The sequence below is a fragment of the Bdellovibrio bacteriovorus genome (assembly GCF_001592755.1).
Lineage (GTDB): Bacteria > Bdellovibrionota > Bdellovibrionia > Bdellovibrionales > Bdellovibrionaceae > Bdellovibrio > Bdellovibrio bacteriovorus_E.
The window spans coordinates 1-12,883 of record NZ_LUKF01000002.1; the positions used below are offsets into that span (position 1 = coordinate 1).

Annotated in this window: 7 protein-coding genes; 2 read left to right on the forward strand and 5 right to left on the reverse strand. The window is 46.4% G+C overall.

Features of this window, described 5'->3' with window-relative positions; genetic code table 11:
* Window positions 1-108 precede the first annotated feature (108 nt).
* From AZI85_RS02850 to AZI85_RS02865, 4 genes are all read right to left on the reverse strand, one after another.
* Complete coding sequence (locus AZI85_RS02850; protein ID WP_063242673.1) at window positions 109-3,213, reverse strand: S8 family serine peptidase; 3,105 nt, start codon at window positions 3,211-3,213, stop codon at window positions 109-111.
* A complete protein-coding gene (locus AZI85_RS02855) occupies window positions 3,210-6,620 on the reverse strand; it encodes a hypothetical protein (RefSeq protein ID WP_063242674.1) in 3,411 nt (1,136 codons plus the stop codon). Before AZI85_RS02855 ends, AZI85_RS02850 begins: the two co-directional genes overlap by 4 nt.
* Window positions 6,621-6,798: 178 nt before the next feature.
* The gene (locus tag AZI85_RS02860) at window positions 6,799-7,806 is read right to left on the reverse strand and encodes a hypothetical protein (protein ID WP_063242675.1); all 1,008 of its coding nucleotides are present in this window, start codon (window positions 7,804-7,806) and stop codon (window positions 6,799-6,801) included.
* A 192-nt stretch (window positions 7,807-7,998) separates the two neighbouring features.
* Window positions 7,999-10,056 carry a hypothetical protein gene (locus tag AZI85_RS02865; RefSeq protein ID WP_253720808.1) on the reverse strand — a complete coding sequence of 686 codons (2,058 nt, stop codon included), beginning with the start codon at window positions 10,054-10,056 and terminating at the stop codon, window positions 7,999-8,001.
* Window positions 10,057-10,180: 124 nt separating this feature from the next.
* Here AZI85_RS02865 and AZI85_RS02870 point away from each other — a divergent pair, with 124 nt between their 5' ends.
* Together AZI85_RS02870 and AZI85_RS02875 are read left to right on the forward strand one after the other, a co-directional pair.
* On the forward strand, window positions 10,181-10,903 hold the full coding sequence (locus tag AZI85_RS02870; RefSeq protein ID WP_063204416.1) for an FAD-binding oxidoreductase: 723 nt from the start codon (window positions 10,181-10,183) through the stop codon (window positions 10,901-10,903).
* A complete protein-coding gene (locus tag AZI85_RS02875; protein ID WP_063242676.1) occupies window positions 10,896-11,801 on the forward strand; it encodes a DMT family transporter in 906 nt (301 codons plus the stop codon). The genes AZI85_RS02870 and AZI85_RS02875 overlap by 8 nt, the downstream gene beginning before the upstream one ends.
* Window positions 11,802-11,817: 16 nt before the next feature.
* Here the strand turns inward: AZI85_RS02875 and AZI85_RS02880 are convergent, their stop codons facing one another.
* Window positions 11,818-12,852, reverse strand: a complete 1,035-nt coding sequence (locus AZI85_RS02880; RefSeq protein ID WP_063242834.1) for a DUF475 domain-containing protein — start codon at window positions 12,850-12,852, stop codon at window positions 11,818-11,820.
* Between the last annotated feature and the right edge of the window lie 31 nt (window positions 12,853-12,883).

The window sequence follows — 12,883 nt, forward strand, 5'->3', positions numbered from 1 at the left end:
GCAGGCTGCGAAGCTAGTCGCTACAACTGACGCAAGAAGAGTGCGCATTACATTTTTCATTTGTGGTTCCTCCTATGTGTTTTCGTCCCTATATGTGTTTTGTATTTACTAATACGTCAAATTAACTCTGAGTAACTTGTCTCCGCAGTAGTAGTCGAAAGAGTGAGCCCCTTTCGCTCCATCGAAGACAGGTGTCTCCATCGAACGGCATCCCGAAGACTTAAACCTTAAGCGCGCCGGTGACACCAGTTCGATCGCAGATCCATCCTTTGCAAAAACCGGTACCAACATTTTGACACCACGGCTGAGGCCAGCACTTTCCGTAGTAAAGATCCCCGGGATCTTCGTTGCTGCATTGCGCGCATCACGTAAAGTTAAGGGGATGTACAGACTGATAAAGAGGTTGTCTGGGAAGAACGTATAACGGTCTAAACTCTTGCTCCAAACCTGACCTGAAAGCAGGTCATGGTACTGAATTTCAGAATTTGTAAGAACGAAAGCCCCCTTGCGTTGCTGACCGGCGAAGACCGCACGAACACGCAAAGCGGAGTCAAATTGGGACCGCTGAGCCCCCAACTGACGATCCAAGAGGTCAAAGTCCTTGTTATCGAAAAGGGTCAAGCGCTGCTTACGGCTTAAGCCTTCACCGAACCAGAAGCTTCCCGCGAACTCGTCCTTGTTGTAATCAAGGTTCTGAATTTTATCCACGCGGGTGTCTAAGATGTTTCGGTAAACATTGGAGTCATGGAATAAATCAAGCTCCATGAAGTTCTCAATCTTCCCGTTAACCACTTCAGCGACGGCGAAGTCATATAAATAAGAGGGCTTGGCTTCCGTCCCTTGATTCTTCGCCAAAAGAATCGCAATGCGACCGGCTTCTACCTGATCTTGACGAGGTTGAATGACATCGACGATTTGATAGTCTTCGTGATCACGCAAAGCTTTCAGCTGATTCTTTTCATTTAAGAAGTAAAGACGAAGTTTGGATTGCTCATAGTTATCTGGATTTTCCCAGTAATCTTTAAGATCACGCTTACGATCCGGGTCTTTTCCACCACCCAACCAAGTGGGACGTTTTGTACCACCAATAGACTGCCAGTATATTTGCGATGCATCCACGGGCATCGGCGCCATCACACCGTCATACTTAAAGCTATCGACTAATTTCAACGAAGAATCAAAAACGAAGAACGATGTTGGTGAACCCTTGTAGTCTTCTTCCTCAGTTTTATCTTCCAATACGCCCAAGACGTATTCACTGCGACCGTCGCCGTTCATATCCATGCGAGCCGTAACTTTATCAAGAAGGTTGTCGCTTTTTCCTTCAATTTGAATTTTCGTACCACCGGAAGCTTTGTAGGTGCCGTTGCCAGCGTCCGCCACTAAATAAAGCTGCCAGGTGTTTTTGTTTTCAATCAATGCCAAATAGTCACGTTGGTTCGTATCAGCATCTAAGTTTTGATCTAACGGAATGAAAGAGAAGCGACCTTTCGGCATGCCTACGATCGGGAAAGTTTGAATATCACTTCCCGCTAAGTTCGCATTCACTTCCACTGTCACTTCGCTTTCTAAAACGTAGCGACGAGCTTCTTGGCCGTTCACCGAAACGTCCACGGTCAGATCAAGTTCACTTGGGATACGGGACTGCGAAGGGTCCGCCGCATCCACGATCGTCATAGCCACCGTATACTTACGAACTTCTCCCGTTTTCCATAGAACCGCGTAAGGAGCAATTTCTTTAATCGAAGTCACCCACGGACGAGCCGCTTCTGGATGAGGCTTTAAGAAATTAGCAGTCATGCGCACTTGAGAGATATCTACCGGCGCCCACTTATTCACAAAAGAAATTTCGAAGTTAAGATCTTTACTTTTACGATCCCAGACGATTTCGGCTTTTTCTTTGTTGGCGATAGTGATGAGTGGTTGGGCAGGAACTTTCAGAGCGCGTTCCACGTCCATATTTCCACCCACGGAATATTTCTTATAGATTTCTTTTTCAGGTGATAACACACGTCCTTGTTCATGCGAGCCACCCGACACCAACGATAAATTCGAAAGCAACGGACGAGATCCCAAAACCAAACGAGCATACACTTCATTCACTGGCACACCACGAGCCAAAAGTTCCGCCACGGCGGCTGCCACATACGGAGACGCCTGAGAGGTTCCCGAAAGGTATTCATAACCTAATGTCGAACGGAAACGCACGGGACGACGACCTTCAGGGTATGTGCTTAAAATATTTAATCCGGGAGCCACGATATCAACGCCACTGCCGAAGTTAGAAAAATGCGCCATCGCGCCGTCGGGGCCCGCCGCTCCTACGCAAATCACGTTAGGGTAAGCACAAGGTCTTAAAAGGGCCCGAGTGGAGTCATTCCCCGCGGCCGCAACGATGATGATGCCGCGAGCTTGAGCTTCCTCAATCACCTTGCGCATGAATTCAGAATCCGAAGTCTGTGGCCAACCCATAGAGAAGTTGATCACTTGAGCGCCCGAGTGCATCGCATAGATCACACCGCGAGCAACAACATCACCCAGACTCTTTTTGATGTTTTCGCGACCCTCTTCAGAAGGAGAATCATAGATGGATAAAGGCTTAATCGGTTCACTGGGTTGAACGCCGATAACTTGCACTGGTAGGATTTCAACGTTTTCGCTTAAACCACGAATGCCGATGTTGTTGCCCACTTCCGCGGCGATAATACCGGCGACATGCGTTCCGTGACCTTGATCATCTCCAAAATCAGGGCGACCCATGATTTTATTCGTTGGATTCACCGCGCCTAAAAGACTCCAGCCCTGACAATCTAAGGGATAACCATTTTTATCCATATCGACTTCAGGATTTTTTAGATCCATCCATTTTGCTTCACACTCTTTGCGATCTTTGTCTTCTAAGCATGCATTGAACTTCGCTAAAGCACGGCATTCGGTTTCGTTACGGTGAATGACGTTTTTAAGATCTGGATGATCTTTCTGAATACCCGTATCTAAGACGGCAACAAGCACTTTCTTTTTGGCTTTCTGTGGAGCCGGTAAGCGCACGTCTTCCTGCGCGCGCGCGGGCACCTTGTAAGTGTGCAAAGGATCCAAGTCCACCGTTTGCGGTTGGCCTTGGTTGTTAATCCCCCACTGGTAGATAGCAAAGGGGTCTGCCGCCAATGCGGAAACAGCTCCTAATGTCAGCAAAACAAATAATGCGTTTCTCATCGGAAGCTTCCTTGTGAACGATCTAACTCAATCGGAGAAATACGTGTCTTATTGGCAAACATCGCAATCAAGCCGCTGGCGTAATCCATGTTTTTCTTAGGATCACCCAAAGTATTTGAGAAATACTCTAAGTCCCCGTCTTCATCACCACTGCGGAAACCATTGATACGAACAAAGAAGACGTAGTTTTCTTCACCTAAGAACTTTAAAAGCTGTGGAAGAGGAATTTCTTCTTCCAAGATATAAAGAACATTCGTCATCCACTGCGTCTGAGACTTTTTGTCTTTAGGATAACTAGCCGAAGCCTTCAAAAGCTTTTCCATCCAAGGAATCATACAGTCGTAGTTTGTGCCATTGAGCCAAGCTGATGTCGGTGTGTTCTGCGCGCTGTCGTTCTTGCCGCCACCATGACGATTTTCATGGTACTCGTAGCAGGCTGCCATATAACGATTCTTACCGGCGTTGTAGTTGCCATTGCCTAGAACTTTCAACATGTCGTCGAACATTTCTTTATCGTTAGCGCGCGCCTTACGGCCCATTTTTTCACTGAGCCTTTGGAAAACGCCGCTGATAAATTTCGAACGTTTGACGGACTTTCCATTCGCATCTGGTTGAAGAATCAAATCACGCACTTTATCTAGGCCACCCGGCAAGATCGAAAGATTCGCCGTGATCCGATAGAAATCCACGGCCGTCACCGTTGAGAAAGCCTCAGGCTCGATCAAGCGGTAAGACATCAAAGGAGCTCCATTTAATTCTTGTTGCACTTCATCTAGAAGCTTGAAGAATTTTTTGCGGTTTAAATGCCATCCACCCCACACGTGTTGAATCACGGCAACGGAAGGATATTGAGTGCCCTTCACCGTCAGATCGGCCTCTGTAGTGACTGTTCTCCAGTAAGCTTTACCGAAAGGAGTATTGGCTGGATTTGGATCGTTCGATTCGGCCAAATCAATTCGGTTGTCAGGCTTCCACTTATTTAAAATCCCTTTGATCCAGTCTGTTGCGAAACCTAAAAGATCACGGCCTTTCAATTCGCCGCGCTTATTAGCAAACAGAGTCACTTCAGATTCTTTTGGATCTAAATCGGGAGCTTCTGAAGAACGTGGGTAACGGATTTTCAAAAGATGATCTTCCGTGAAAGAATTCATGCGGATCGCAAAAACCTTCGTACGCATCTCTTTTGTTTTAAGTTGGTGGTCTATCTCAAACTTCTTGTGTGCAAAGTTCGCATAGAGAAGTTCCGGGTCATTGCTCTTAAATAAAGAACGCAAAGCCGGCTTTAAGTTATTACGAGTAGCTAAAAAGTCTTTCACGAATTTCGCATCTGCATTTTCAGTATCTAGAAGCTCTGCGTATTCTGGATTGTAATCAATGACGAAAGCATCTGTATTAAGATCTGTCCACGTCGTGCTTGCGCGAACACGCATCAAGTTAATGAAGTAGTTCACGTCTAAGCTCATTCCCAAGGCACTGGCCTTTTGGTTACGAACGTAAACTTGAATGCCTTCTTTCGTACGCATAAAGCTTGTTTGGCGAAGAATCGCGCGCGAGCCATCCGCACCAACAGAGATGGAGTTAATAAAGCTGAGCGGCGTGATTCCCATCAAAACATCTAAAGACGATGTCAATTGCGCGTAAGCCGAGAGCGCTACGGAGTCCGTGATCGTGAATACTTCACCCTCACGAAGCTCTGCCAAGAAAGCGTCTAGAGGCTGCTGCTTCTTGCCATCTTCCGAAGTGATAAGGTCTTTTTCCGCTAAGACTTTAGAAAGATTGTTCATGTAACGGGGAAGCAAGATATTCTTCCAAGGTACTTTGGCGCCTTCGGTGATGGAAAGAAGAGGACGAACGTGAGTGTAATCGCGCATCACCATCACATTGGCACCCGCAAAAGGCACCACATCAGGAACGCCATCCAAAGTCATGAAGTAACCTAAACGACCCGCAACACTCATATTGTCGACAAGCTGAATCGCCGCCGAACTTCCATAGTACGTGCCTGTAGAAACGTGGCGAGTCGCCGCTAAATTAAATCCACCGACAGGTCCACCCCAAGCTTCCACCTGTTGGTAAAGAGGCTCGTTCGGTTTTGTGCGGATGTGATCCATGATACGATTGGTGATCTCTTCACGGCGGTTGGCATAAAGGTCATTCACCTTAAGTAAATCCAACTTCTCATTCAAGTAGTTGATCACAGTTCCAATGGCCATGGTTTTAGAACGGATCCCCAGGTAACGCTCAAGATCGCCATCCTGGAATGGTGATTGACGGTCCCCGTGCGCAAAACGTTGCGGGTAACCTGGAACGAATTCCTTCATCACTTTTCCATTTTGGATCAATCCACTTTTCGTCGTGATATCCAAACGAGGCAAAGTCCAGTTCGCCGCCCCTTTTAGATTGAAAAGCTCTAAAGCATTGTGAGCACGGTGAATCAGTTTTGCTAAAACAAGTTCTTCCAATTCAGCAGGAAAAGCTCCGGCTTTCACGATGTCTTGGAAATCTTGATAACGAAGCTGCGCCAAACGACGAACCAACCAACGAGCATCTTCGTAGGTACATGCCGAAAAAGATTCCGCCGAAGGATGCGTCAACACCACGTGACCGGAAAGAACCGAACCCAACTTCGGAGAGAAACGATTGATACTTTCAGGAACATCCACCAAAGAGAATGGAAGAATCAACGCACGGTAAGCACGGTAACGAGAAAATCTTTGCACCGTCGGCAACTGATCTGGATTGTTTGGATCTGGAGCATAACCCCATTGAATATCGAAGTACTCCGCAACAGCAGGCTCAAGAACCGCGTCAGAGAAAACCACGCTGTGATTTGTTTTGTTATTTTCAGTGACCCATCCCCGACTTTCAAAGTCAGAGATCATGGATTCTTGGGCGTTCTTTAAGAAAGCTTCTTTTTCTTCTTCACTCGCGAACTGAACGCGCAGGTTGCGATAATACTTTGGAGACGGAACGTAATAACCGAGTTTTCTTAAAAGGGCTGCTCTCATCAAAGTGGTGTGAGAGTAACGGCTGAGGCTCAAACGATAAAAGAGCCCTGGGCTTTCAATGGATTGAACGCGAGACATGTAAGTAAAGGGCAAAGCGGCTTCTTCGGATAGGAATTGCACACCGCGAGCCGCCGCAGGATAAGCGCCAGGAACGTTTTCCACCGCATCGTAAATACGGTTTTGCCACATCTTGTTTTCGATAGGATTGAAGGTGCTGAGGTCCGTACCTTGATTAGCTAGGGCTGCGGCCTGCCCGACGTCTAAAGGGCTGCCAGAGCGGTTTAGAAGGTCCGCGGAGGGCTTTTTGACTGACTTTAGCGGTAGTGACACACTCTCCGCACTCGCGATAGAGAGCATCATCAGGCATAAAGCGCAGACAATAACTATTCTTAAAGACATTCACGCCCCCTTTTGGGTAGGGTCAAAAATTCGTGTTCTAGCACCGTCCGCGAATTTAGCAATTAGCGGGCCAGTAAGATGGTTTCGTTTTGATTCCAAAATTATTTAAAAAGCCCTCACCCAAGATCAGTCCCTGAGGACTTCAGGGACCTGAGAACTTTTTATAGGTCTGTTCTGTTTATCTACATTGACCCTTGTAGTGCGCTAGCATCGCTTTTTCCAAAGGTGCGCGCTCTTCTTCGCTCACGATGAATGCGCCGACAGGACGAGAAGCATTCTGGTAAACGAAGCCGCCAACGATGGACGGAGAGTAAAACTGTCCACTTGTGCCATCGAAGTAAAGAATGACGTCACGAGATGGCTGATTTGAATCATACACCGTGAATTCATAGACATTGCTTTTTGTTTTCTTATAAGACTTCACCATCACCACGTGTTGGATGGTTCTTTCCACGCGAAGATTCATCAAAGTCAAACGCTTGCCATTGAGGTTTTTAAGAAGTTGCGCCATGGTTGCCCAGTTGGCTTTCACTGAGCGCTCACCGCTTTTGAATGTCATGCCCAAATTACCGAAGCGGAAGAAACGATTGGCTTGATTGGCTTCGATCTCGTCTGTGAAGTTACGGCGCACGCGAGCTCCGCTAATCCATTGATCATAACCGTCACGCATTTCTGCCCACAGACCGTTATATGTGTTTGTCGCTTTCAGAGTGTTTCCTTCAACCGCGAAAGTGGAATAGGAAGCAGGTCTTGTATCGTAAGGGGCATTGGAGTTGTCTCTCGTATTTTCAACCAGTTTATTTCCGCGCACCATATCCAAAATCACGGGAACGCGAACACTCATCGCTTGCGCCCCCACGGTGTTATAACGAGCTAAGTAAGAGACCATACGTTGAGTGCTCGAAAGGGCCCAGCACCCCGCAATTGTCGCAAGACCGCTTTTGAAAGGCCAATTGGTAACGGGCATATTTCTTTCTTCAGAAAACGCATCTGCGCGAATGGCTTTATAAATATTGTCTACTGAAAGAGTTGAACAACGCAGGTTTTCAACTAATGAGTCATTGATCACACGAGACTGTGTCGACTTCGAAATATTTTTAGTTTGCGCGAAAGCTTGCTCCGCAGAAACCACGAGTGATGAAAACAATCCCACAATAAAGAGGAAGAACAGCATAAGTGCTCGCATTTGACGTTCCTTTCATGACAACGATTGGGACATAAGCAAATCCCTGTCCACCGAGAGAACCGATAAAGACGTTTACAGCTGTCAAAGACCTAAACAGGTGACATTTCTGCGGGGCTCTTAGCTTTTAGGCAAAAAAAAAGAACACCTGGAAGCCAGGTGTTCTTTGAATTTCCGTAATGTTCTCGATACTTATTAGAAGTTGATACCTAAGCCGACGGTCCCATAGAAAGTGTTCAACTCGGCTTTTTGATTCAACGATGAGTCTGTGAAGCCGTAGCGTTTGATACCAAATCCCGCTTCACCGAAGTAGCGGTCCGACCACAATACCTTACCGTGGAAGTTTAGAGACATAGACGAGTTCAGCTCCACATTTGAATCCATCGAGTTCATGTAATAGATGAATTCCATATCCACCCATTTCGGATAGCGAAGAAGTGGAAGTAGGTTGAAAAGATCGTCAAATACCTTCGGCATTGAACGCGCCCAGAAAGCCCCTACACCTAGCATTGGTGCCTTCAATTGATCAAAGGTCACGCTTTGGTAAGAAAGCATTCCACCCACTGTCTCGTCACGACCCCATAGACCTGGAGTCGCACGGTACTTCAAATCCACTGTCATCACGCTTAATGGAGCTGTATTACCCGCATCATCCACTTTCAATTGATTGAAAGATTGGAAGTACTTTGCACTAAAACCCCAACGCTGACGAGAAAGCCAATAGTTCGTCCAACCAAAAAGATCTTCAAACCATTGATTGTACGCGACTTCGCCCATGATGATGAACTCACCCGAAGCTTGAACACCGGTGAAGCGTCCTGAAAGCTCACGCGGGAAGCCTTTATAGATTTCATAGAAAGACTTATAAGTCTTTCCGTCCATCGTTACATTTAAGTACGAACGATTGATCGCGCCACGCTCTGTGGCTTTAAAATTCCAAACGAAAGAGGCTGGATCTTTATCACTGACTGTGACTGAGTTCTGTTCTGAAGAAATATCTGCAACAGGTTGTTTGCGCCCCTCTAACTTGATGCCGTCAATATAAGTTCCTGTCGGAGCACGTTTATTTAAATAAACACGAGCCTGCGCGCGAGGGATTTCTGAAAGCTCAAAACGTTGTTTGAAAACGCCACCGCCCTGACCTGGAAGATAAATTTTTGGATCATTCTTAGCTACGGCCGCCGCCCAGAATTTTCTTGGATCCCCGATCGTGGATTCAAAACCCAAAAGCTTCGTCAAAGCACTGTATTGATCTGGATTCAAGATCACGGAACGACCTACGGGACGCGTGTCGTAACCCACGATACGAAGCACCGTTGGTTTTTTCGTGTCAGAGATATCCATCAGCTGAAGCTTATTCGGCAAAGTCACAAATTCATACGACTCACCACTTGCAAGCTCGGCAAAGAAAGCGGCTGGCATATCCGCGCCGACAGCAACGGAGTTCTTCAATGGAGCTTCTTCATTTTGAACAAGCACACGCGCGGGTGTTGGGTCCATACGAACTTTTCCCATCACCACGTTTTGACCTGAAGATTTCGTACCGTAACGTTGCGAACACATTTTTGTCGAGTTACGACCGTCTGATTGAGTCACACAGAAACGGAAAGATTCTTTCTGTCCCCAAAAAGGCGCATTTGCGGCTCTAGCATCTAAACCAAACTGCGTTCCGAAAATTCCTGCACGACCGATTTGTTTTGCTTCAACACCTTTTCCAATAAGGTCCTTGCGCCACTCTTCGAGTTGTTTGATCCATTTATCATGATCCGCTTCCGTGAAAGTATGGCTCCAAAGAACTGTTCCCGTTCTAGAGATCATCTCGATCGTTCCGTGAGTCATTAACTTGTCCGGCCAAGACATCAACAGCATGACTTTATTGGCATCACCACCGCTTAACACCTGATTGATTTGCGAATGAGTCTTACCCAGAGGCAAAAGTGCAAAGAAAAAGTTCTTCTCATGCAGGGCTACGTTTCCGATTTTCAATTGCTTTCCATTCGCGCCCGTTAAGTCGTACTCCAGCTCCAAAGGAGGCAGAATGACGCCGTTATCCAACTGATCGAAGTAAAGGGCTTTGTTGAACTCCCGCGTCGCTGCTGTTTTAAGCAGGGATCTTTGTGGAGCAGGAATCTCTTCCTGAGTTTCTGCGGGGGGCTGAGAGGCGGCCTCTTGAGGAGCCGGAGTCTCTTGAGCCTGCGCGAACGTTGTAAAAGACAAGACAAGGGATAAGACCAGATGCTGCGCAATATTCACGTAGATACCTCATTGCTGTGTTACTTATTGAATTTTATTGAATGCGAGGTTTTGTAACAAGCTAAAATATTGGACTGTCTGGGATTTTCGGATTATTAAGACCTTTTAAAACTGAAGGAGCCTTATGTCTTCCGCTCGCAAAGTCTATCACATGAGAGTCACAGAAATTATCGATCACACTCCGACCGTGCGAGAACTGGTGCTAAAAACCGAGGAACCGGGGGAATTCACCTTTAAAGCGGGTCAATTCGTGATGCTAAATGTGCCGCAAGGGGAAGCAAAACCGATTTTAAGAGCTTATTCCATCGCCTCTGACGACAGAATCAAGAACGGTTTCCGTTTGCTTTTCAAGTTCGTCGAAAATGGCGTGGCCTCGACATTTGTATGGGCTCTTAAAGGTGGTGAGCTCATCAACTTCACGGGTCCTTTCGGAAAAGTCTTCTTCCAAGAGCCGCCGACAGAGCAAATCGTGTTCTTGAATACGGGCACAGGACTTTCTCAGCATATCTGCTATTTGCTTTCTAAAAAAGAACAGTATCCAAATCTTCGCTATCGCATGCTCTTTGGGGTGCGCTCTGAAAAGGATATGTACTACCAAAAAGAAGTCGAAGCTTTGATGAAAGAGCTTCCTGATTTCAAATTTGAATTTGTCTTAAGCCGCCCTAGCGAAGAATGGAAAGGCAAAAAAGGTTACGTGCAGAACTTCATTTCAGAGTTTGATTATAAAAACATTCCAACGACGTTCTATCTGTGTGGTAACGGCGGAATGATCAAGGAAGTGAAACATCAACTTCTTGAGGTCGACGGCTTCGATAAAACTCGCATCTGGTCCGAAGCGTTTGACTAAAAATCGCGCGGCGCTTGAGCTGATTTTTGCCGGAGTCCTTTGGGGCTTCGGCTTTATCGCCACCGTATGGGCGTTGCGGGCCTTTACGCCCACTGAAACCCTGGTTTTTCGTTTTATCATCGCCGCGATCGTCGGTGAAATTCTTTATCTGCTTGCGAAGGGACCAAACTTCACGACTATTCGTGAAGAACTCTTTCGCGCCCTGCCCGCCGGACTTCTTTTAGGCGGAATGCTCTTACTGCAAACCATCGGTCTGAAATACACAACCGCGACGAAGAGTGGATTTTTAACCAGTCTTTACGTCATCATCGTGCCTTTGCTGAATGCTTGGTTCTTCAAAGCGCCTTCGACATTGAAAAACTATTTGATCGTGGGCTTGGCCTTGGCAGGCACTTTTATTTTGGTGGACGCGAATCTTTCCGGCATCAATGTCGGTGATTTGTGGACCATTGGCTGCTCGGTGTTTGCCGCTTTTCACATTATTTACATCGGGAAGATTTCAAACCGTGTTGGAAATGCCTTTCGCTTTAATAACTTCCAATCGTTTTGGTGTCTATTAGCTTTAATGCCTTTGTATATCACTCAAGAGCGAAGCCCGATGCCTGAAGATTGGACTCCGTGGCTGGGTGTTCTTTGTCTGGGATTGGGTTCCAGTATTATCGCGTTTTATTTGCAGGTGCGAACTCAAAGAGTGCTTTCGGATTCCACGGCCAGCATGCTTTTTCTTTTAGAATCCCCGTTTGCAGCGGTCTTCGGTTTCTTGATTCTCAACGAAAGACTTTCATTGTTTCAAACCCTTGGAGCGATCACGATCATGATTGCTTCTGTGTTGCAGATCTGGCTTGATCCTTCCAATAAAGAAGCCGCCGTTTCAGAAAATAAAAAAGGCTCTGTTTAAGAGCCTTTTTTATTACCTAGTGAGCTTTAAGCTGTTTTTCGTTTTTCTTTAAAGACCAGATGAATGAAGTCACGATGATGACTCCACCGCTCAGTCCTGTGATCCACTCTGGAATGTGCAGGAACGGATCTGACAACATGATCATGGCTAATAAACCAATCGCGTAAAAGGCGCCATGCTCTAAGAATGCAAACTTCGTTAATGCTTCTTTTTCTACGAACATGATCGTCAAGCTACGTACGAAGAAAGCACCGATACTTAAACCAATCATGATAATGAAAAGATTGTGCGTGATCGCGAAGGCACCGACAACACCGTCAAAACTGAAAGAGGCATCTAGAACTTCCAGGTACAAGAACATACCGGCACTTGCCTTATGCACGTCCTTCATTTGATCGTCTGAAGCTTCAAGCCAGGAACCAATACCATCCACGATCACGTAAGTGATAAGACCCGCCATGCCGGCTTTGATAAAGCGCAAAGATTCATCATCAGGAAGGAACTGAGAAATGATCGCCAAGATGATAAGACTTAACGCCACTTCAATCGCTTCGACTTTACTCCCCAAATAAGCTGTCGGCTTTTCAATCACTGGGATCCAGTGCAAGTCTTTGCTTTCATCATAGAAGTACTTCAATGCCACCATTAAAAGGAAAGCGCCACCAAAGGCTGCCACTTCCAAATGCGCCCCTAACATCAATTGAGCGTAATCATCGGGTCTTGTTGCCGCCATGACCAAGGCTTCCCAAGGGCTGACGTGCGCCATGAAGGTCACGATCAAAAGTGGGAACACCAAACGCATACCGAAAACAGCAATCAACATCCCCCACGTCAAAAAGCGATGACGCCATACCGGAGTCATTTCTTTAAGGACGACGGCGTTAACAATCGCGTTATCGAAAGAAAGAGAGATTTCAAGAATAGCCAAAATGAAAGCGATGAACAGAGCGCTTAAACCTGCGCCCACCGTTCCACCGTAATAATGACCAACAAAATAGGACGCAATAAGTCCCAGAATCGTAAATGCAAAGGAGCCTGTGAAGTATTTCATGCTCCAAAAATTCGTCGATTCTGGGCGAAGA

What these genes read in the sequence shown, in the direction of transcription:
- AZI85_RS02850 (WP_063242673.1), bottom strand. Translation starts at nt 3,213, where the DNA reads ATGAGAAACGCATTATTTGTTTTGCTGACATTAGGAGCTGTTTCCGCA.
- AZI85_RS02855 (WP_063242674.1), bottom strand. Translation starts at nt 6,620, where the DNA reads ATGTCTTTAAGAATAGTTATTGTCTGCGCTTTATGCCTGATGATGCTC.
- AZI85_RS02860 (WP_063242675.1), bottom strand. Translation starts at nt 7,806, where the DNA reads ATGCGAGCACTTATGCTGTTCTTCCTCTTTATTGTGGGATTGTTTTCA.
- AZI85_RS02870 (WP_063204416.1), top strand. Translation starts at nt 10,181, where the DNA reads ATGTCTTCCGCTCGCAAAGTCTATCACATGAGAGTCACAGAAATTATC.
- AZI85_RS02880 (WP_063242834.1), bottom strand. Translation starts at nt 12,852, where the DNA reads ATGAAATACTTCACAGGCTCCTTTGCATTTACGATTCTGGGACTTATT.